We start from the raw sequence: 20,329 nt of genomic DNA on the forward strand, positions 1-20,329 counted from the left end.
CCTAGTGTTAAAGCGCTCTCAAGTACTCTTATGATTTGTAATATTTTGTAAGAGGCCTATATTAAAGGTTCATTAGTAGTATTCCTGGTGGAGAGACATGATCTTGTTGTCTAAATAAAATTTATCTTTCCACCAGTAATCATTCATCATAGAAAATCCCACATACAAAACAGTATAAAATTTTTATAATTTTTTGGGCCTTAGGTACTTAAACCTTCATTTGAAAAAAGTTGCCTCTAGCTCTAAGGACTAGAGTATATAAGAGAAGATATAAGGGAACCTAATACACAAAAGGGGTATTGGGGGTCTAAAAAACATTGAAAAACCCAATCTGTTTAGGGTCCTACTTATTAATTGCATTAGGGCTAGAAGAATAAGACTTATACTAATACTTGCTATATTTCTGGGTTTTGACTAATCTTAGTTAAGAACAATAAAAGATAGATACATAACTCGTCGTTTTACTGGGTTTAAAAGGTACCAACAGGTTTACGAAAGTGGGATCAGTCGTCTTTAAATTTAATTATTTAGGGGGGTTTGAATGAAATTTGGATATTTTTGTAACACTACTAACTGGGACCATAAACCATACGATCAATTATTAAATGAAACCCAAGAAATCACAACTTTTTGTGATGAAAATAATTGGGACTCTATTTGGTATACCGAGCATCACTTTAATCATGAAGGAATGGAATCTTGTACAAACCCTTTAATGATGGGTGTGGATGCGGCCGCAAGAACTAAACAAATTAGAATTGGTCAAGCTTGCAATGTAATTACGTTTCATAATCCAATCCGTCTTGCAGAAGATATAGCTTTACTAGATCAGTTGTCAGGTGGAAGAGTGGATGTTGGTATTGGTAGAGGAATATATGGAAGAGAAGCTATCAATATGAACAAAGAAGCTGATTTAAAAGATCAAGCAAAAAATTTTAGATTATTTGATGAATCATTAACCATAATGAAAAAAGCTTGGACTGAAAAATTTTTTAGTCACCAAGGTGAATTTTATAACTACCCTACACCTGGATTTAATTGGCAACATGACATGAGTCCACCTAGTGAAGAGTTTCTTGATACAAAAACTAATGAAATAAAAAAAATTAGTATAGTACCAAAACCAAAACAACTACCTCATCCACCTATATGGCAGGTAGTTGATGGTGCAAGATCAATTGAGTGGGCAGCGCAAAATGGATTAAATACAATAATGTGGATACCAACTGTTAAAGCTTTAAAAACTAGATTTGAAATTTATAGAGATGCAAAATCAAAAACTGAAAATAGAGAAGTGCCGCTTGGAGAAGGTATATCTTTAGTTAGAGATATGTTTGTTGCAGAAACTATGGAAGAAGCTGAAAAATTAGCTGGCGAACATATTATTAATTACATGAAGTGGGTTTGTCATTGGAGAGGTTTGGGTAATCATATGGATCCAGGAGAAGAATTACCAGAAACAAAACACAAATTAGATTTGCTTAATTATGACTTTCTACATAAAAGAAATTTATTATTTGGGACACCAGAGTATGTTGTTAATAAAATAAATGAATTAAAGTCTGAATTAAATTTACAAAACCTTCAAGTTTGGTCTAATTTTCCTGGAATAGATCATGAAACTTGCATGAGAAGTATAAAGTTGTTTAACGACGAGGTTATACCAAAGATTAATTTCGATAATTCAAATATAGAAAAAGCGAGTTAATGAAACTAGAACTTAGAAAGTTTACAAAATTTGTAGATAAAACTTTTATTGAAGGTGGTAAAGAAGCTAAAGAACCAGTTTTAATGGTCTCTGTTGCTGCTGTATTTAAAAATCCATGGAATGGAAAAGGTTTTGTTGAGGATCTTAAACCAATCATTTTAGATTTGGCACCTAAGTTAGGTGATATTTTAGTTCCAGAACTTATAAAAGAGATTGGCTCACCTGAAAAAATTTTAGCGTATGGAAAAGCTGGAACTGTTGGCTTAAATGGTGAAATTGAACATGCATCCGCATTTATTCACACATTAAGATTTGGTAATAAATTTAGAGATGCTGTTGGTGGAACTTCTTATTTAAGCTTTACTAATACTAGGGGTCCTGCTGGATCAAAAATGTCTATTCCAATGATGCATAAAACAGATTTCAGGTCTAAGGCCTTATTATTTAACTCATGAATTCACAATTCATGATGCTCCTTTTGATGATGAAATAGTTATAGCAATTGGTGGTGCTTCTACAGGAAGAGCTCATGCGAGAACAGGAGATCGTTATCAAGACATGAAAGAAATGGGACTAGACCCTAAGTAATTGGATGTCTCAAAATTTTGACTCAAATCAAAATTATTATTCATTTATTAATAATAATACAGATCCATTAGTATTCATTCATGGTGTTGGGCTAGATTATAGAATGTGGGAGCCTCAAATTAAATCTTTAAACGATCATTCAATAATTGCTTATGACTTGTTAGGTCATGGAAGAACTCCTTATAGTAAAGAGGAGATTACTTTGAATGATTTGTCAAACCAATTAGATGATTTATTACAATTTTTGAAAATAGATAAGATTAATTTAATTGGATTCTCTCTAGGCTCATTAGTTGCATTAGACTTTGCTTCAAAATTCCAAGATAAATTAAAAACCCTAACGTTGCTTGGAACTACATACAAAAGAACTATGGAACAAAGAAGTTTAGTCATAGAAAGATTTGAGCAAGCTAAGCTAAATAAACCTATTTCAAATCAAGCACTAAAAAGATGGTTCACAGATCAATACTTAAAAGAGCATCCAGAAATTTATGATCAATTTATAAAGATTTTAACAAAAAAAGATGAAGATCATTTAAATTTTTTAAAGGCCTATAAACTATTTGCTTATCATCAAGATGATATTGGTATGATTAAAAATATAAAAACTAAAACTCTGGTGATGACAGGATCATATGATTTAGGTTCAACAGTTGAAATGTCAAAATCCTTATCTAATGATTTAATAAATTCAAGTTTTACTGAGATAAGTAATGGAAAACATCTTTGTAGTATAGAGTGTGCAGATGATGTTAATATAAAACTTAAAAATTTTATTAATAATTAAATGACAAAAATTCAAAATTTTAAAATGTACATAGATGGTCAATGGGTTGAGTTTGAGTTTGGTAAAACTATTAAAACTTTAAACCCAGAAAATAATGAAGTTTGGGCAACTGTACCTGAAGCAAATGCAAAAGATGTAGATAAAGCTGTTAAAGCTGCACAAAAAGCTTTTGATAACTCTTGGTCTAATTTACATCCAAGAGAAAGAGCAAAATATTTAAGATCTCTAGCAAAATTACTGAGAGAGAATGCTGAACATCTTGGAACTATAGAAACTATTGATACAGGGAAAATTTTTAGAGAAACTAAAACACAAGCTAATTATATTGCTGAATACTATGATTACTTTGCAGGTCTTGCTGATAAAGTTGAAGGAACTGTTGTACCAATTGACAAACCAGACATGCAAGTTACAACAACAAGAATACCTATTGGTGTTGTTGCTGCCATCATTCCGTGGAACTCCCAAATGCTATTAACAGCTGTTAAACTTGCACCTGCATTAGCCATGGGAAATACTGTTGTAATAAAAGCATCTGAACTTGCGCCTGTAACTTTATTGGAATTTGCAAAATTGGTTGAAAAATCAGGTATGCCTAAGGGTGTAGTAAATGTAATTACAGGGCTAGGTGATCCATGTGGTAAAGCTTTAACCACTCATGATTTGGTGGAAAAAATTGCCTTTACAGGAGGACCTGAAACCGCCAGAAATATAGTCAGAAATTCTGCAGAAAATTTATCACAAGTAAGCTTAGAACTAGGTGGAAAAAGTCCTGTTGTAGTATTTGATGATGCTGAACAAGAGAATGCGCTTAATGGAATTACTGCTGGCATTTTTGGTGCAAGTGGTCAAAGCTGCATTGCTGGATCAAGACTTTATATTCAATCAAAAATTTATGATGAATTTTTAGATAAATTAGTCGCGAAAGCAGAAAAAATAAAATTAGGTACGCCAATGGATAAGGATACTCAAATGGGTCCTTTAAATAGCTTCAAACAATTAGAAAATATAGAAAAAAACATTAAAGCTACTGTTGAGCAAGGTGGAAAAATTAAATGTGGAAGTAAAAGATCTACTATATCTAGTAAAGGTTATTATTTTCCAGCTACAATTATTGAATGTAAAAATCATAATTTACCTACAGCAGAAAATGAACTATTTGGTCCAGTTTTATCTGTTATGAAATTTGAAACAGAAGAGGAAGTTATTAAATTAATGAATGATAATAAATATGGTTTGTCTTCCGGAGTTTACACATCTAACTTTGGAAGAGGCCTGAGAGTTTCAAAGGCAATTAGAGCTGGAATAACTTTTGTAAACACTTATAGATTAATATCACCAATGGCTCCTTTTGGAGGAATTAAAGATAGCGGCTATGGAAAAGAAGCAGGAATTGAGTCAATTAAAGAATACACAAGAATAAAAACCACATGGTTAAATTCTTCGGATAAACCGATGACTGATCCATTTACAATGGGTTGATAATTGACTGTCAGACATTATTTATTAGTTTTGTTTATTATGTTTCTTTTTGGAAGCTCTTATCCAATTAATAAACTTGCATTAAACACATCTCTAACGCCTGTATTAGCAGCTTCCTTGAGAATGTTTATACTTTTTGTTTGTCTTGTTCTTTTTTGTAAATTTAAAATTCCAAATAAAAAATACTATTTGCCCTTAGCCGGTTTTTCTCTGACCATGGGGTTTGGTGTTTTTATCTTTTTAAATTTATCACTACAAAAAGCAACTATGGTAGCACCTATAATTATTGGAGCTCAACTAGCAATACCTTTTGCAGTTCTTGCAAGCTCTTTATTTTTAGGTGAAAAGGTAACTCCTAAAATGTGGGGATTAATATTTATTTCTTTTTTTGGAATTTTTCTAATTGGATATGATCCAAATTTAAAAAGTGAAATTTTTGCAATTTTTCTTTGTGCAGTTTCTGCTTTTTTCTATGGTATTGCAAATGTATTTTCTAGATATATTAAAGACATAGATGTGAAATTAACTAATACGATTATGGGCTTTACTGGTTTTACACTTCTTTTTCTTTTTTCAATTTTTTTTGAAGGAAATACAGTTAATCAATTACTAAATATTAATTTTTATACTTGGCTTTTGTTACTTCATAATGGAGTAATGGTTTCTGTAATTGCACACACCTCATTATTTTACTTATATAAGTTTTATTCAGTTAATAAGGTTATGCCTTTTTATTCTTTATTTCCTGTATTTGGCTTAATCTTAACATTTTTTATATTTGGTGAAATCCCAACTTTACTTAGTGCAATTGGCGGTTTAATTGTAATATTTTCTGTATATAAGCTTCAAAAAATTAGATAATTCTTCTATTGAAAATTCATTTAAATAGTCTTTAATTTGATTTTTATAAATTGTTAACAATCAAAGAGGAAAATAATGAAAAAACTATTTATTGCTGCATTTATATTCGTTTCTACTTTTACAACGAATACATTCGCAGAAGTTAAGATGGGAATTATCTTAGGATTTACTGGTCCTATTGAATCTCTAACACCAGCTATGGCTGCATCTGCAGAGCTTGCATTTAAAGAAGCTTCTGATTCAGGTTCACTATTAGGTGGAGAAACTATTTCAGTAGTAAGAGCAGACTCAACTTGTGTTGACTCAGCAGCAGCAACAGCGGCAGCAGAAGGTGTTATCGCACAAGGTGTTGCAGCAATTATGGGTGCTGACTGCTCAGGTGTAACTGGTGCTATCGCATCTAATGTTGCTGTACCAAATGGTGTAGTAATGATATCACCATCAGCAACTTCGCCAGGACTTACAGCTTTAGATGATAAAGGGTTCTTTTTTAGAACAGCACCATCTGATGCTAGAGGTGGTCAGATTTTAGCTGACATTACTAAAGACAGAAAAATCAAAAGTGTAGCAATTACTTACACTAACAATGACTATGGAAAAGGTTTAGCTGATGTTTATGAAGCAGCTGTAAAAGCTCATGGCATTAAAGTAACAACTGTATCTGCACACGAAGATGGTAAAGCAGATTACTCATCTGAAGTAGCAACTTTAGCTTCAGCAGGTGGTGATGCAGTAGCAGTAATTGGTTACCTAGACCAAGGTGGAAAAGGAATTATTCAAGGTTCTTTAGACTCTGGTGCATTTGATAAGTTTATTTTATCTGATGGTATGATCGGTGACTCGTTAACTGATGCTTTTGGAAAAGATTTAAATAAATCTTTTGGTTCAATGCCTGGTTCAATGAATAAAAAAACAGCAGGTACTTTTGCAACTGTTGCTAAAGCAGCCGGCATCGACTCATCCGGACCTTACACTGGTGAATCTTATGATGCAGCAGCTTTAATCATTCTTGCGATGCAAGCAGGTGGATCAGCTGATAGAGCTTCTATTGCTAAGAATGTAATGGATGTTGCTAACGCCCCTGGAACTAAAATTTATCCAGGTGAGCTTAAAAAAGGTTTAGACTTACTAGCACAAGGTAAAAAGGTTGACTACGAAGGTGCAACTGGTGTTACCTTTACTAATGTAGGTGAAGCTGAAGGTTCTTTCTTAGAAAAAGAAATCAAAGGTGGAAAATTCAAAAATAAAAAACAAAGATAATTAATATCTTAATTTTAAAACCCTCAGCAGTGAAAGTTGCTGAGGGTTTTTTTATATTAATAAAGATGAATAAAAATGGAAAAAAAAATAGAATTATACCCAAGAATTTTTCTTATAAAAAAAAAATTTAAAAAGAATGAACACTGGCATTATTTTGAAGTACCAGATGTTGCAATTTTAATACCATTAATTAATGCTAAGTTTTTAATTGTTTCTCAAAAACGTGAAGCAATAAATAGGATTAACTTCGAGTTTCCATGTGGATGGATTGATCGTAAAGAAAGACCAGAAAAAAGTGCTGCTAGAGAGCTACTAGAGGAAACTGGGTATAAATCTTTAATTGTCCCAAAAAAATTAATTAAATTTTATGAAGAGCCAGGAAGAATGAATTCAAAAGCACATTGTTTTTTTTCTAAAAAACTAATCAAAATTAAGAACCCTGAAAAGGGAATAAAAATACATTTATTAACTAAAAATGAAATTATTAATTTAATAAGAAAAAATAAATTTAATAATGGAACCCATATAGCTGCTTTTTATAAGTATTTATCTCTAAATAATGCTAATAATTCTCAAAACTCCAAAAATTGAAATAATTATTAAAAAATAAAATACAACTTCTCTATAGGTTGCTTCTTTACTTTTTACAAAGAACTTATCGCCTATAAAAACTCCTAATGGTAAAATAATGATCAGTGGAACAGTTCTGTAAATTGTTGTGACATCTACAATTCCAGCAAAAAAACTAAGAGTAAACGCATAAATATCCGTTAAAAAAAATAATGCTGCCAATGAACCTCTAATTATTGCAGGCTGGATGCTTGTAGCTAATAAGAATAGTGCAACTGGCATACCACCTAATGTTGTAAGCCCATTTAATGTTCCAGAAATTATTCCTGTAAAAAATTTTCCATAATTGTTGTTAATCTTTTTATTCTCATAACCTTTCATTAATAAAATTGAAAAAAATATTACTAATATACAAACAGTTAGGTGTGTAATATCTTGAGGTAAATACTTTATTAAAAAAAGACCAATAGGTGAACCAATAATTATCCCAAATAGTAGTTTTAAAACAAAAATCCAATCTATTTTGTTCCATATATATGGAACCATAAAAATACTAATTATCACTTCAAGTATTAGAATAATTGGAACTATTTCTATTGCTGGAAGAATAAAAGAAAAACCAGAAATACATGTTGCTGAAAAGCCAAAGCCATTAAATCCTCTTATAATAGATGCAATAAATACAGTAAATATTACAAAATAAATTTCGACTAAACTGAGTTGAAAATAAGTTAGTAAATCCATCTCATCTTCTCTCTTTAAAATCTGCTCTTAATGTTGAAAAAATAATTAAAACCAAAAATATTATACATACTAAATTCATTATTTTCCAGCTTGTTAAGGTTAAGAAAACTCCTGCAGACAAACTTGCAGTTGCTTGAATTGAATAGACTATTAGATCATTAAAACCTTGTGCTTTAAATTTTTCATTTTCTCTATAAGATAAAACTAATAAACTCGTTCCAGATATAAATAAAAAGTTCCAGCCAAATCCTAAAAATATTAATGCGATTAAATAATTAGTAAAATTTTGATCAAAAAAACTAGTTAAAATTGTTATTAAAAATAAAAAGACACCAGCGTACATTATTTTACTATGTCCAAATTTTTTTATCAAATTACCTGTAACCAATGATGGTAAAAACATAGCTGCAATATGCAGTTGAATTACAAAACCTGTTTTGGTTAAACTTATTTTTTCCATTACATGCATACTTATTGGTGTAGCTGTCATTAAAAATGACATCACAGCATATGCAAATGCAGATGCTACTAAAGCCTGTAGAAATCTTGGTTGAGAAATTAACTCTAGATAGCTACGCGAAATTTTTTTATTAATACGATTTGGTTTATGTCCATCTTTATAAAATAATAAGAAAATTATTGAGGTGAGTGTTAAAGCTGCAAGTGCTATGTAAGAACCTGCGTATAAATGTTCAGCAATAATATCTTTTGTTATATTAGCAACATTTGGTCCTATAAAAGCAGAACCTATACCTGCTAATAATATTATTGAAATAGCTTTTGGTGCCATATCCCTTTTTACTGTTTCAACAGCTGCAAAACGATACTGATGACTAAACGCAACCCCGGCCCCAAGTAAAAAACATGCAAAATTAAATAATATAAAACTTTCAATAATTATTGAATAAGCAGCAAGTAATGATGACAATGAACTAATAATTGATGCAAATATAAAGCCTGCTCTTCGACCAATTATACTCATAACCTTTGCTGCAAAGATTGCAAAAATTGCTATACCCACAATTGATAAAGCCATTGGAAGAGTTGCTAAAGATTTTACTGGGCTAAATTGAGAACCAATTATTCCACTTAAAAAAACTGTTACGGGTGCTGCTGTAAAAGCAAAAATCTGACTTAAAATTAGTAACCATAAATTTTTATTCACTAAAAAAAATATTTATCACCGATGTACATAGCCCATGCTACTGCAGCTCCAAGTATAATATATTTCATAATGATTTTATTTTATTTCGATTTTCTCAGGAAGTATACCTTTAGGGCGATATCTCATAATCAATAAAAGACCCATACCCATCATTAAATACCTAAAATATGGGATACTTTCAATTAAATGAATTTTCAGTGAATGTGTTTCTGCTAAACCTGCTGTAAATAGATTGATTAAGAATAATGCTATTGGTGCTGCCTCAATCCATAAAAACCAGACTGCAAAACCACCTAATATCGCACCAAAATTATTTCCACTTCCTCCAACAATAACCATGACCCAAATTAAAAAAGTGTATCTCATTGGCTGATAACTACCTGGTGTAAACAATCCATCTTGAGTAACCAGCATAGCGCCAGCTATTCCAATTATAGCTGAGCCTAAAATAAAAATTAATAAGTGCTGTTTGACAACATTTTTTCCCATTGCATTAGCAGCTTCTTCATTATCTCTTATCGCACGCATCATTCTTCCCCATGGGGAGTAAAGAGCTTTTTGAGTAACTATTAATAAAGCTATTACAACAATTAAAAATAAACCTGAATAACAAAGTTTAACAAAAACTGATGATCCTTCAATAACTAATTGATTAAGAGCCGCTTGTTTATCTGTAATACTCGAGATTAAATCTAATTTCCCAGAATTAAATTTTGCAACTAAATTTATAAACCATTCTTTAGTTTGGAGTTCAATTTCATAAGGTACTGGTCGATCTAGTCCAATTACATTCTTAACTCCCCTTGTTAACCAATCTTCATGTTTAATAATAGCTATAACTATTTCTGATATTAATAATGTTGCAATAGCTAGATAATCTGCCCGCAAACCTAACGCAACTTTACCAACTATAAAAGCTAGACCTGCTGCAAAAAATGCACCTACGATCCAAGAAAACATAATTGGCAATCCTAATCCACCAAGAAATCCTGTTGTTGCAGGGTTAACATTTTCAATAGCCTCAATACTTGTCTCTGATGTAACTCTTATAATGATAATTCCAGCAATGATAATTGTAGCAATACCATAAGTTCTAATTTTAGATTTTTCAAAATTTTTTAATACAAAACGTATTGCAAAAACCATCACAACTATTAACCACAAAGACATTAAAATACTAAAACCACCTGCAACCCATGCCTCTTGTACAGGTTCAACAGAAATTAAAACTGCAGCCAATCCACCTAATGCTGCATAACCCATAAGACCAAAATTGATTAACCCTGCATACCCCCATTGAATATTTGCACCCATAGTCATTACTGCAGAAATTAAACACATGTTAAAAATTGATAGAGCTACATTCCAAGATTGAAATATTCCAACTAAAATAATAAGCCCCAGCATTATTGCGTAAGCTATAATTACATTTAAGTGCTTTCTCACAGTACCTTCCCTTTGAATATTCCATTAGGTCTATAAAGTAAGACAATCACCAGTATAGAAAATGAGACAGCAAATTTATAATCTGTTGATAATAGCTGAACTAAAGTTTCTGGCTCCATGCTTGCTGGTAAAACATACATAAAGAATTTTTTATAAGCATAAGTTAGGAATATTTCTGAAAATGCTATGACATATCCTCCTAAAAATGCTCCAAACGGGTTTCCAATACCTCCAACAATTGCTGCAGCAAAAATTGGTAACATGTTATTAAAGTAGGTAAATGGCTTAAAACTTTTATCCAATCCATATAAAGCCCCACCAATTGTCGCTAAAATACCTGCAATAATCCAAGTAATCATAACCACTCTTTTAGGATCAATTCCAGACAATAAAGCTAAATCTTCATTGTCAGAATAAGCACGCATGCTTTTTCCTGTTTTAGTTTTATTTAAAAACCAAAATAAAATAGAAACCAATACAATTGTTACAAATATGGTTAATACCTGACTAGATTTAATTGCTAAACCCTCATTAAGCCCTGTCATTTCTTTAAACTCACCTGCTTTAATAATAAATTTTTCTCCATCAAAAAATCTTTGGTCTGATGGACCAATTATTATTCTAACTACGGCTTGAGTTACAAACATCACACCTATACTAACCATTGCAAGTTGAACAGGAGGGCTTTTACTTACTCTATAATATCTAAAAACAAATTTATCAACTAAGAGCATATACCCAATTGTTAAAATAATTGCAAAAGGGATGGCAAGTAATGCTGTTGGTAAAACTCCTAAAGAAATTCCAAGTGATTGAAAATACCAAGTGAATAATATGGTGACCATCGTACCAAAAGCCATCATGTCTCCAGTTGCAAAATTAGCAAACCTTAGAATTCCATAAATTAAAGTTACAAATATTGCACCTAATGCTAGTTGTGAGCCATACGTAAGTGCTGGCATAAAAATATAATTCAATAATAATATAATTGCGTTTAAAAATTCCATACTATCCACCTAAAAAAGAGCTTCTTACTCTTGGGTCATTTAATAATTCTTGTCCTGTTCCTGAATATTTATTTTCGCCTGTAACTAACACATATCCTCGATCAGAAATATTAAGAGCTTGTTTAGCATTTTGCTCTACCATTAAAATTGCAACATTAGTTCTTTTCACTTTAATTATATGATCAAATAATTCATCCATTACTATTGGAGAAACTCCAGCAGTAGGCTCATCTAACATTAACACAGATGGTTTAATCATTAATGCTCTTCCAAGAGCCACTTGTTGTCTTTGACCTCCTGATAATTCTCCAACTAATTGATTTTTTTTTTCCTTAAGTATTGGAAATAGTTCATAAATTTCTTCTATAATATTTTGATAATTGTCATCTCTTAAATAAGCTCCCATCTCTAAATTTTCCTCAACACTCATTCCAGAAAATACATTTTTTGTCTGTGGTACAAATGAGATACCCTCTCTCACTCTATCTTGTGGAGAAAGTTTTGAAATATCCTTGCCATCGATTACAACTGAACCAGATTTTAAACTTAAAAGACCTAGCATTGCTTTCATGGCTGTTGATTTACCAGCACCATTAGGTCCAAGAATTGAAACTATTTCACCTCTGTTCACATCAACAGAACAAGAATTAATGATATCAGGTCCAGTACCATAGCCACCCGTCATTTTTAAACCTTCAAAAAAAGCCATTAGTTCTCATCCCTTAATTTTGATCCTCTACCTAAATAGCTTTCTATAACTTTTTCATCTTTCTTAGCTTCTTCGGCAGTTCCTTCAAATAAAACTGAACCTTCTGCCATAACAATAACTGGGTCACATAATCTGCTTATAAACTCCATGTCGTGCTCAATCATACAGAATGTATAACCTTCTTCCTTATTTAGCTTAAGAATTGCAGTCCCTAGATCTTTAAGTAGTGTTCTATTAACCCCCGCTCCTACTTCATCAAGCAATACTAGTTTTGCCTCAACCATCATGGTTCTTCCAAGTTCTAATAATTTTTTTTGGCCACCTGATAAGTTGCCAGCTAATTCATTTGATAAATGCGTCAGATTTAAAAAATCAACTACGTCTTGAGCTTTTTGTTTAACTTTTAGTTCTTCAGTTCTAACTAAACTTGGTTTCAGTAAGGCTGTCATTAATTTTTCTCCAGACTGGTTTGCTGGTACCATCATTAAATTTTCAAGGACCGAAAGATTAGTAAACTCATGTGCTATTTGAAAAGTTCTTAAAATTCCTTTAGAAAATAATTCATATGAAGGAACATCTGTCACGTCTTCATTATTAAATAATACTTTTCCTTGTGAAGATCTTAAATTGCCAGCAATTAAATTAAATAAGGTAGTTTTACCAGAGCCGTTGGGTCCTATGATGCCTGTAATAGATCCTTTTTTAATCTTTAAAGAACAATCCAAAACTGCAGCCAATCCACCAAAATATTTAGATAAATTTTCAATTTGTAAAATGTTATTGCTCATAGAGGCTATTGCTCTAATCTTTTATGAATACTATTAAGTGTCTTTTCTACTTTTTTATAAAAACCTAGTTTGGTCAATTCTCTAACACCTTGCTCATTTAATCCTTTTGGTGTTTGCGACTCTTTCACTAAATATTTTAAATCTTTTTTTGCATTAACAGCTGCATCCTCTGATAAGGCTAAAAATAAAGATGTGATATATTTTTGTGCATTATCTCTTTTAATACCTTTTTTAACCAACCAGTTACTCATTATTCTTAATAATTCATAGAAAGGTGCCATCATTCCAGAGGTTGACCAAAAATTTATTGATGATTTTTCATTCTTAATTTCAATAGTTGTTCCAATTTTGTTAAAGAAATCTTTTACTTTCTTATTTGGAGGGCAAATAGGTACGGGTCCTTTTTTTATTGAAATCGGTGGTAAAGGTATGGCTCTTACTATCCTTGCTTTAACTTTAATTGCTTTTTTTAACTGTGTCAGTGTAATTGTTGAAATAAAGCTAATAATAGTTTGATTAGATTTAAATTTAAGTTCTTTAATAATTTTTTGTCCAACAGAAGGTGTAATTGATAAAAAAACCCAATTACAACTATCTACTATTTCTTGATTGTTTTTAGCAATAATAATATTTTTGAATTTTCTTTTAAGATTTTTAGCAATTATTTTATTACGAGGTGAAATTAAAATCTTATTATATAATATTGTTGAACTACAAATGCCAGTTATTACTGATGATGCAATTTTACCAATGCCTATAAAACCTATTTTCATCTTGTAAACTATATATCAATAACTGGAATAATTTCAGGTAAAAAAAAAGCCCCATGAAGGGGCTTTTTAAATTTTTAGTCTATTTGATAATTAGAAAGTATTTCCTGATCTACCAAAAGTGTAAGTTAGAGCAACTTTACCTGTAAGTCCCTCTAAGTTTTTAGCTTTAACCTCAGCGAAACCATGGTTAGCTGGAGTACCTCCAGTTTTTGTAACACCATTATTTACAGTTACATTGTCTAATTCAACATAGTTACCTTCGATTCTGAAACCAAATCCTCTTTCACCAAAAGTTTTTTGGTAACCAGCACCAATGCTAGTACCATCAACAGATGTGTTTTTGTAAGTATTACCAGATAGCATAGTTTCTTTGATATCTATATCTGTAGAAACATTTCCCCACTTAAGGTATATTCCCATAGGAGTGTTTACCTTAAGATAAGTTGTATTCATGTCATTAAAGTCAACCGAAACTTTTGCAGTATCACCTGTTGCTGATACACCACCACTTGTGTTGACATTTTCAGGTGTAGATATTGAATCTGGCACATGCTCAAATCCTAAAGATATATATCTACCTATTCCAAGTTCAACGAACTGTGAACCAAAGCTCTCAGTAAATACACCACTTTGCTTGTTAGAAGCATCAATTGCAGTTCCTCCTGCGTTGTACTCATCTTGTGTCGCAGTAGCTCCCCAAACTGAATTGTTAGTAGCTATACCACCTGTTAAAGAGAAGGTCTCAAAATCAATTGCTTTTGCTGAGACAGTGCTCAGAGCTATAAAAGCAATTGTTGTTATTAATTTTTTCATTTTATTCCTTATTTTTATCGTTAACGTTATTAATTATAATTAATGCTGTTATACATGTTTGGGAATAAATATATCAGATTTAAAAACATTTATTTTATATTTTTTTATAATGTTGCAAATTTACAACATAAAAACCCTTTAAAAACTATTGTTTTTGAAAAAAAATCAAAAAATTTATCTATTCAATCAAGAGTTTTATCATTTATTAAAAATATTTTTTATTTAGTCAAAAAATGAACCTCTGATTCTTAGTAATTCTCTACTTAATTCTTTATTCTCCCTAAACGGTCTTCTTCCATGTAACCAAAAATAATTATTAGCTACAATGGTTGATCCAGGTGCTAATTTAGTGATTACCTTGTTCTTACTCTCCTCTAAACCATCTGATAATTTTTGTAAGAAAATTCCTTGATCCATATTTTTTGGCTCAGGGAATTGATCGATATATGAAATATTTGGCTTGCCCTTATCATCAGTTGTAAAAATTGGGTGTTCAACTTTATATTCTATATTTTTACTTTTAGGAGATCCCCATACAAAGTTTTGCTTTCCAATGGGGTCATTGAATAAATCCTCACAATGTTCCCAGTCATCAAGATGCAACATTGCTGTTTCTCCACCTTGCACATTTTGTTCTTCAATTTTGGTCATAAGCAGCCAATCTGTGATCTCTTTGACATATGTCCCGTCTGTATGGAGATCCATATTTGTGTAGGCTTTTCTCAAATACGAGTCACTTTTATCTTCGTGCTTTACAAAAAATCTTGCATAATATTTTCCAGCCATTGCATCATGGTTTGGATTGCCAATTAAATAGGCAATTGCTGTTGATAGTTTAACTAAAAAAGTATCATTAATTTTTGGACTTATATTTTTTGGTCCTATTATAAAGCAACCTGTGTTTCTGTCTCTAATTATTGAATTAAGTAATTTGCTTAATTTATTAGAAGTTAAATCATCTAAACTTTTGGCAATAGTAAATCTAGTAAATGGTTTGTACTCTAAAGCAGTAATATCAAATTTATTGAATGGAAATATTAATTTATCTAAAATTTCATCTTCAATTCTAATATCAATTATTCTTTTTGAATATTGATGTTCTGTTATTGTTATTCCAGAGATATTTTCCATTAGAGATAATTACTTAGTAGCGTCATCATGATAGCAGAAATAACAGTAGGATAAACAAAATTTCTTTTAGATATTAAAAATATAAATAAACAAAATAAAACAACAGTTACTCTACTTAAATAACTTGCATCAGACAAAACACCTACCGGAAATATAATTGTTCTTGCTATTAATGCGGCTAGTGTTGAGTAGGCAAGACAGTTAAACCACTTAAATAATTTTGAAGTTTCTTTTATTCCGTGCGAAGAAATTGCACCTAAAAACCTTGAAGAGAAAGTTGCAAGGGACGTGACTACGATTGCAAGAAATACACTAGTTGACATTTAGTTCTCCTATAAAATAAGCAATTGTTCCACCAACAAGCCCGCCTAGTAAAATTGACCACTCTGGAGATAGAAAGTAAAAAATTGGTCCTAATACCAAGCCCAAAATTACTGCAGCTATAATTTGAATAGTTTTCATTGCACCTACCATCATGCATAAAAAATAAATTGGATTTAAAATTGCTAAACCCATCATCATATTTTTATCTAGATAATCTGATGCATAAAACCCTATAAAAGTTCCTATTACTGCTGTAGTCCAAGTAGCGCTGCCAATTCCAATCCAAAAATCAATTCTATTTTTTTTGCCAATACTTTTATAATTACTTTTCATGATCAGCCATGCTGACACTGCTATAAAATGGCATGAAAAGTAATATTTCCATTTTGGTTGGCTTTTGTGCATCATTAATGGGAATAAAGAAACTGCCATTGGATACAATCTTGCATTAACAAACCACACAGCTAAAAAAATATTTAATAATGAAGCACCAACTAACAACGATTCTGCCATTACTAAAGAGCCTGGTAATGCATAAGTAAGCATGGTTGAAAAAATACTTTCTTGAATATTAAATCCTAAATTTTTAAGAAGTGCTCCAATAGCAATAAAACAACAACCAAGTGCAAGTGCTGGGCTGTCTGGAGCTAAAATAGATTTGAAACCTTTAAAGAAAAATTCTTTATTAATCATTAACCACCAAGGAATAATCTACCAACATCAGGATTTTTTAATAAATCATCCCCTTTGCCAGCGATAGCAGTTTGTCCTGATACTAAAACATAACCAATATCCGCAAACTCTAATCCTTTTTTTGCATTTTGTTCCACTAGGATAATAGTTTTCTTTTCTGTTTGTTGAAGGTCTCTTAATATTTCAAAAACCATATCTATATATCTTGGCTCTAATCCAATTGAAGGTTCATCAACAAGCAATACTGATGGCTTCATCACTAATGCTCTAGAAATTTCTAATAATCTTCTTTCTCCACCTGATAAAACTTTAGCAGGTTGATTTCTTCTATTTCTTAATCTTTCATATTTTTCAAAAATTCTTTCAGCTTCTTCATAGGATTCGTCAGTATTTTCTTTTGAATAACCCCCCATCAGTAAATTTTCTTCAACTGTCATGTCTGGAAAAACTGAATTATCTTGAAGTATATAAGCAATTCCACATGATGTAAGTTTTTGAGCTGGAGTTAAGTTGGTAATTTCTTTTCCATCAATTTCTATTTGTCCTGAAAAAATATTTGTAAATCCATAAATAGAATGAAGTATGGTGGACTTTCCAGCACCATTTGGACCAATCAAACATAGTGACTGAGCCCTACTTACATTTAAATTAAAATCATGAAGTATTTCCATTTTACCATAACCAGCTGATAATTTTTTTATAGTTAAGTGAATATTATCTGGAGATAATTTTTGTAAATCTTCTGGCCCTGGTGCTTTACCTAATACATCATATTGATTTGACATTATTGTGCCCCCAAGTAAGCGTCTAGCACACGCTTATCATTTTTAATTTCATCTGGAGTTCCATTTGCTAACATTTGACCATGTGCTAAACAAAAAACTCTTTGTGCTAAATTCATTATTACTTTCATGTTGTGCTCTATAACCAGCAAGGTAATTCCATAGTCTTTATTTACACTAATTAAACGATCGATAATTCCATTAATTAATGTTGGATTAATTCCAGCTGTTGGTTCGTCTAATAAAAGCATTTTAGGTTCATTCATTAGTGCCATAGCAAGTTCTAATAATTTTTGCTGCCCAAAAGAAAGATCTCCTGCTCTAAGTTTTCTTTTTTGATGAAGGCCGACAAATTTTAATAACGTCTCAGCCTTATCTGTTAAATCAGAAGGTATCTTTTGAAATACTGATAATATTCCATCATTCTCAGGTTTGTTACTGATTAACATATTCTGAATACAGTTTAATTTCCCATAAATCCTTGTTTGTTGAAAAGTTCTTAGAAGTCCAAGCTTTGCAACAACCGGCACTGGCAGTTCAGAAACTTCTGTACCGTCAAATTTAATTGAACCATTGTCGATTGGATAAGTTCCTACAATTGAATTAAATAAAGTAGTTTTACCAGATCCATTTGGGCCAATTAATCCAACAATTGAACCTTGCTCAACTGACATTGAAATATCAACATTGGCTTTAACACCACCAAAAGACTTACTTACATTTGATATGTCTAATATAGCCATTACTTTAGTTCCACCTGTGCTTTTAAGTCAGCTTCATCTACAACTTCACCAAATCTTTCAGGATACTTTTCTCTTAACCATCCCATCACCCCTTCAGGAAAATAAACAACAATAACGATAATTAAAACTCCAAGAGCAACATACTGCCAGCCCAGGAAGTAAGTCCAAAAACCTTCTTTAAATAAGTGAAATATAGTTGCACCAACAAGTGGTCCCCATAAAGTTCCTTTACCACCAAGGATTGCCATTAAAACCATGAACACACCAAACGTTGGTCCAGCAAATGCGATTTCCGTTGGTTCAATGTAACCATTGATATGCCCCATTAATCCTCCAGCAATTCCAACAAAGAATGCTGATACCATCCAGCCAATAATTTTATATCTCATGGTGTGAATTCCCATTGCTTCAGCTTTATCTTCATTGTCTCTTATTGCATTTAAAACTAAACCAAATCTTGTGCTGTATGCCCACTTCAAAGTAACAAAAGTTACAACTGCAAGAGCAAAACACAAATAATATAAAAATTGAGATGATGATGCATTAGATCCAAATCCTTTTGGCCAAACTGGAACTGTCATACCTTGTCCTGCACCAATAATCTCAATTCCACCTGCAAGTTCACCTGCAGCAATTCCTAATGCTAATGTACAAATTGCAAAGTAATGCCCTCTTAAGCCTAAAATCCCATAACCAATTACTCCTGCAATTATTGTTGGTATAATTCCTGCTAATAGTATTCCTACTCCAAAACCTTGAAAAAATTGAGGGATAGTGTGAACAAAAGTTTTTTCTCCTCCTGCATCTGTCCATTCAGCAAGTGAAAAGAACATTGCTATTTGAGTACTTGAAGCAACATACATTCCAACACCAAAAAATAATATATTACCGAACGTGTTGTAACCCATCTGTCCACCTTGAACATCCCAAGTCATAGCCAAAACAATTAGAATATATAAAAATGATAATTGTAGTTTATAAGCAGGGAATATGAATGCTCCAGCCAAACCAAAAATTATTAAGCCTGCGTATAGGAGTGTATTTTTATTCATTATTTCAGATACTCTCTTTTTCTAGCTAATTTAAATCTTCTATAGACCAGTATGATGACTAGTAAGGAGAATACTGCTGCAATTCTAAATTCTGTTCCAAGCAGATAATCTGCCCATTCTTCAAATACACCAAGTCCCATTCCTGATATTGCAACAGCTGGTAAATTTCCAAGTCCTGCAATAATTACAATCATAAAAGATCTAACCGTGTAAGGTAGTCCTGTATAAGGGTGAAGTGTAAATGTAATTGCAATACAAGCTCCTGCTATTCCACATAATGCTGCATTAATTCCAAAAGTTGCTGCATAAACTTTTTCAGTATCAACACCTAAAATTTTTGCTGCTCTTGCATTTTGAGCGGTTGCTCTAATTGCTCTACCTAGTTTTGATTTCTTCATGTAGATGACAAGAATAATTGCAGATATCACACAAACTGCCCCTGAAAATATTTTTGCGTTAGGAAGTGTTACTGAATTATTAAACAACATCGTTGTTCCAAAATTTGATTGAGCAACTACTACATCTGCACCAAATGCAAAATTCATTAACTGTTGGGCTAAAATACTAATTCCAAATGTTGCAAGTATTGAAGTGAACAAATCTTTGTCTACTACTTTATTAATAACAAGTTTGTACATTCCCCAACCCACACAATACATAATGATTGGTGACACAATTACTCCAAAAGCTGGGTGTATTCCTGATAGATACATAAAGTACGCAATATATCCACCCATGATTACTAATTCTCCTTGAGCAATATTTATTATATTCATTACTCCCCACTGCAATGCCATACCATAAGCAATTAATGCAAATAAAATACCAAGAAGTATCCCATCCATTGACGCTTGAACCATTAGTATTGGTGCTTGGAAAATTAAAAAATCCATAAAATCTTTA

General features: G+C 31.6%; 21 protein-coding genes and 1 pseudogene. 7 read left to right on the forward strand and 15 right to left on the reverse strand.

Features of this window, described 5'->3' with window-relative positions; translation table 11 throughout:
• Positions 1 to 541: 541 nt before the first annotated feature.
• The 7 genes and pseudogenes from ABXT61_RS05145 (at position 542) to ABXT61_RS05175 (ending at position 7,277) form a co-directional block, all read left to right on the forward strand.
• Positions 542 to 1,708, forward strand: coding sequence for an LLM class flavin-dependent oxidoreductase (locus ABXT61_RS05145; protein WP_415314726.1), 1,167 nt, complete (start codon positions 542 to 544; stop codon positions 1,706 to 1,708).
• Positions 1,708 to 2,296 (forward strand): annotated as a pseudogene (locus ABXT61_RS05150) (amino acid synthesis family protein). The gene ABXT61_RS05145 and the pseudogene ABXT61_RS05150 overlap by 1 nt, the downstream one beginning before the upstream one ends.
• Before the next feature lie 4 nt (positions 2,297 to 2,300).
• Positions 2,301 to 3,083 carry an alpha/beta fold hydrolase gene (locus ABXT61_RS05155; protein ID WP_415314728.1) on the forward strand — a complete coding sequence of 261 codons (783 nt, stop codon included), beginning with the start codon at positions 2,301 to 2,303 and terminating at the stop codon, positions 3,081 to 3,083.
• Positions 3,084 to 4,565 carry an aldehyde dehydrogenase gene (locus ABXT61_RS05160; protein ID WP_415314730.1) on the forward strand — a complete coding sequence of 494 codons (1,482 nt, stop codon included), beginning with the start codon at positions 3,084 to 3,086 and terminating at the stop codon, positions 4,563 to 4,565.
• Positions 4,566 to 4,568: 3 nt separating this feature from the next.
• The gene (locus tag ABXT61_RS05165; RefSeq protein ID WP_415314731.1) at positions 4,569 to 5,426 is read left to right on the forward strand and encodes a DMT family transporter; all 858 of its coding nucleotides are present in this window, start codon (positions 4,569 to 4,571) and stop codon (positions 5,424 to 5,426) included.
• 75 nt (positions 5,427 to 5,501) lie between these two features.
• Complete coding sequence (locus ABXT61_RS05170; protein WP_415314732.1) at positions 5,502 to 6,686, forward strand: ABC transporter substrate-binding protein; 1,185 nt, start codon at positions 5,502 to 5,504, stop codon at positions 6,684 to 6,686.
• A gap of 75 nt (positions 6,687 to 6,761) precedes the next feature.
• Entirely contained in the window at positions 6,762 to 7,277 is a 516-nt protein-coding gene (locus ABXT61_RS05175; protein WP_415314734.1) for an NUDIX hydrolase, read from the forward strand.
• On the opposite strand, the gene ABXT61_RS05180 is transcribed toward ABXT61_RS05175, so the two are convergent.
• From ABXT61_RS05180 to ABXT61_RS05250, 15 genes are all read right to left on the reverse strand, one after another.
• Entirely contained in the window at positions 7,239 to 8,000 is a 762-nt protein-coding gene (locus ABXT61_RS05180; protein ID WP_415314736.1) for a sulfite exporter TauE/SafE family protein, read from the reverse strand. The two genes, ABXT61_RS05175 and ABXT61_RS05180, sit on opposite strands and share 39 nt — an antisense overlap.
• A gap of 1 nt (position 8,001) precedes the next feature.
• Positions 8,002 to 9,165 (reverse strand): MFS transporter, encoded by a 1,164-nt coding sequence (locus tag ABXT61_RS05185; RefSeq protein WP_415314737.1) that lies wholly within the window; start codon positions 9,163 to 9,165, stop codon positions 8,002 to 8,004.
• A 75-nt stretch (positions 9,166 to 9,240) separates the two neighbouring features.
• The gene (locus ABXT61_RS05190; protein WP_415315942.1) at positions 9,241 to 10,572 is read right to left on the reverse strand and encodes a branched-chain amino acid ABC transporter permease; all 1,332 of its coding nucleotides are present in this window, start codon (positions 10,570 to 10,572) and stop codon (positions 9,241 to 9,243) included.
• 35 nt (positions 10,573 to 10,607) lie between these two features.
• Positions 10,608 to 11,618: a branched-chain amino acid ABC transporter permease gene (locus ABXT61_RS05195; protein ID WP_415314739.1), complete on the reverse strand. Its 1,011-nt coding sequence runs from the start codon at positions 11,616 to 11,618 to the stop codon at positions 10,608 to 10,610.
• 1 nt (position 11,619) lies between these two features.
• Positions 11,620 to 12,327 carry an ABC transporter ATP-binding protein gene (locus ABXT61_RS05200; RefSeq protein ID WP_415314741.1) on the reverse strand — a complete coding sequence of 236 codons (708 nt, stop codon included), beginning with the start codon at positions 12,325 to 12,327 and terminating at the stop codon, positions 11,620 to 11,622.
• The gene (locus ABXT61_RS05205) at positions 12,327 to 13,115 is read right to left on the reverse strand and encodes an ABC transporter ATP-binding protein (protein ID WP_415314742.1); all 789 of its coding nucleotides are present in this window, start codon (positions 13,113 to 13,115) and stop codon (positions 12,327 to 12,329) included. The genes ABXT61_RS05200 and ABXT61_RS05205 overlap by 1 nt, the downstream gene beginning before the upstream one ends.
• Before the next feature lie 5 nt (positions 13,116 to 13,120).
• Complete coding sequence (locus tag ABXT61_RS05210; RefSeq protein WP_415314744.1) at positions 13,121 to 13,888, reverse strand: pyrroline-5-carboxylate reductase; 768 nt, start codon at positions 13,886 to 13,888, stop codon at positions 13,121 to 13,123.
• A 90-nt stretch (positions 13,889 to 13,978) separates the two neighbouring features.
• Entirely contained in the window at positions 13,979 to 14,701 is a 723-nt protein-coding gene (locus tag ABXT61_RS05215; protein ID WP_415314746.1) for a hypothetical protein, read from the reverse strand.
• Positions 14,702 to 14,923: 222 nt separating this feature from the next.
• Complete coding sequence (gene glaH / locus ABXT61_RS05220; RefSeq protein WP_415314747.1) at positions 14,924 to 15,832, reverse strand: glutarate dioxygenase GlaH; 909 nt, start codon at positions 15,830 to 15,832, stop codon at positions 14,924 to 14,926.
• A complete protein-coding gene (locus ABXT61_RS05225; protein WP_415314748.1) occupies positions 15,832 to 16,155 on the reverse strand; it encodes an AzlD domain-containing protein in 324 nt (107 codons plus the stop codon). Before ABXT61_RS05225 ends, glaH begins: the two co-directional genes overlap by 1 nt.
• Complete coding sequence (locus ABXT61_RS05230; protein ID WP_415314749.1) at positions 16,145 to 16,849, reverse strand: AzlC family ABC transporter permease; 705 nt, start codon at positions 16,847 to 16,849, stop codon at positions 16,145 to 16,147. The genes ABXT61_RS05225 and ABXT61_RS05230 overlap by 11 nt, the downstream gene beginning before the upstream one ends.
• On the reverse strand, positions 16,849 to 17,634 hold the full coding sequence (locus ABXT61_RS05235; protein WP_415314751.1) for an ABC transporter ATP-binding protein: 786 nt from the start codon (positions 17,632 to 17,634) through the stop codon (positions 16,849 to 16,851). The genes ABXT61_RS05230 and ABXT61_RS05235 overlap by 1 nt, the downstream gene beginning before the upstream one ends.
• Positions 17,634 to 18,374, reverse strand: a complete 741-nt coding sequence (locus tag ABXT61_RS05240; RefSeq protein WP_415277945.1) for an ABC transporter ATP-binding protein — start codon at positions 18,372 to 18,374, stop codon at positions 17,634 to 17,636. Before ABXT61_RS05240 ends, ABXT61_RS05235 begins: the two co-directional genes overlap by 1 nt.
• Positions 18,374 to 19,426 carry a branched-chain amino acid ABC transporter permease gene (locus ABXT61_RS05245; protein ID WP_415314752.1) on the reverse strand — a complete coding sequence of 351 codons (1,053 nt, stop codon included), beginning with the start codon at positions 19,424 to 19,426 and terminating at the stop codon, positions 18,374 to 18,376. The genes ABXT61_RS05240 and ABXT61_RS05245 overlap by 1 nt, the downstream gene beginning before the upstream one ends.
• Positions 19,426 to 20,319, reverse strand: coding sequence for a branched-chain amino acid ABC transporter permease (locus ABXT61_RS05250; RefSeq protein ID WP_168607277.1), 894 nt, complete (start codon positions 20,317 to 20,319; stop codon positions 19,426 to 19,428). Before ABXT61_RS05250 ends, ABXT61_RS05245 begins: the two co-directional genes overlap by 1 nt.
• Positions 20,320 to 20,329: the final 10 nt, after the last annotated feature.

This window comes from Candidatus Pelagibacter sp. Uisw_137 (assembly GCF_047720245.1).
Lineage (GTDB): Bacteria > Pseudomonadota > Alphaproteobacteria > Pelagibacterales > Pelagibacteraceae > Pelagibacter.

What these genes read in the sequence shown, in the direction of transcription:
- ABXT61_RS05170 (WP_415314732.1), top strand. Translation starts at nt 5,502, where the DNA reads ATGAAAAAACTATTTATTGCTGCATTTATATTCGTTTCTACTTTTACA.
- ABXT61_RS05235 (WP_415314751.1), bottom strand. Translation starts at nt 17,634, where the DNA reads ATGTCAAATCAATATGATGTATTAGGTAAAGCACCAGGGCCAGAAGAT.
- ABXT61_RS05225 (WP_415314748.1), bottom strand. Translation starts at nt 16,155, where the DNA reads ATGTCAACTAGTGTATTTCTTGCAATCGTAGTCACGTCCCTTGCAACT.
- ABXT61_RS05245 (WP_415314752.1), bottom strand. Translation starts at nt 19,426, where the DNA reads ATGAATAAAAATACACTCCTATACGCAGGCTTAATAATTTTTGGTTTG.
- ABXT61_RS05190 (WP_415315942.1), bottom strand. Translation starts at nt 10,572, where the DNA reads ATGCTGGGGCTTATTATTTTAGTTGGAATATTTCAATCTTGGAATGTA.
- ABXT61_RS05200 (WP_415314741.1), bottom strand. Translation starts at nt 12,327, where the DNA reads ATGGCTTTTTTTGAAGGTTTAAAAATGACGGGTGGCTATGGTACTGGA.
- ABXT61_RS05230 (WP_415314749.1), bottom strand. Translation starts at nt 16,849, where the DNA reads ATGATTAATAAAGAATTTTTCTTTAAAGGTTTCAAATCTATTTTAGCT.
- ABXT61_RS05215 (WP_415314746.1), bottom strand. Translation starts at nt 14,701, where the DNA reads ATGAAAAAATTAATAACAACAATTGCTTTTATAGCTCTGAGCACTGTC.
- ABXT61_RS05155 (WP_415314728.1), top strand. Translation starts at nt 2,301, where the DNA reads ATGTCTCAAAATTTTGACTCAAATCAAAATTATTATTCATTTATTAAT.
- ABXT61_RS05145 (WP_415314726.1), top strand. Translation starts at nt 542, where the DNA reads ATGAAATTTGGATATTTTTGTAACACTACTAACTGGGACCATAAACCA.
- ABXT61_RS05160 (WP_415314730.1), top strand. Translation starts at nt 3,084, where the DNA reads ATGACAAAAATTCAAAATTTTAAAATGTACATAGATGGTCAATGGGTT.
- ABXT61_RS05180 (WP_415314736.1), bottom strand. Translation starts at nt 8,000, where the DNA reads ATGGATTTACTAACTTATTTTCAACTCAGTTTAGTCGAAATTTATTTT.
- ABXT61_RS05195 (WP_415314739.1), bottom strand. Translation starts at nt 11,618, where the DNA reads ATGGAATTTTTAAACGCAATTATATTATTATTGAATTATATTTTTATG.
- ABXT61_RS05175 (WP_415314734.1), top strand. Translation starts at nt 6,762, where the DNA reads ATGGAAAAAAAAATAGAATTATACCCAAGAATTTTTCTTATAAAAAAA.
- ABXT61_RS05210 (WP_415314744.1), bottom strand. Translation starts at nt 13,888, where the DNA reads ATGAAAATAGGTTTTATAGGCATTGGTAAAATTGCATCATCAGTAATA.
- glaH (WP_415314747.1), bottom strand. Translation starts at nt 15,832, where the DNA reads ATGGAAAATATCTCTGGAATAACAATAACAGAACATCAATATTCAAAA.
- ABXT61_RS05250 (WP_168607277.1), bottom strand. Translation starts at nt 20,319, where the DNA reads ATGGATTTTTTAATTTTCCAAGCACCAATACTAATGGTTCAAGCGTCA.
- ABXT61_RS05240 (WP_415277945.1), bottom strand. Translation starts at nt 18,374, where the DNA reads ATGGCTATATTAGACATATCAAATGTAAGTAAGTCTTTTGGTGGTGTT.
- ABXT61_RS05205 (WP_415314742.1), bottom strand. Translation starts at nt 13,115, where the DNA reads ATGAGCAATAACATTTTACAAATTGAAAATTTATCTAAATATTTTGGT.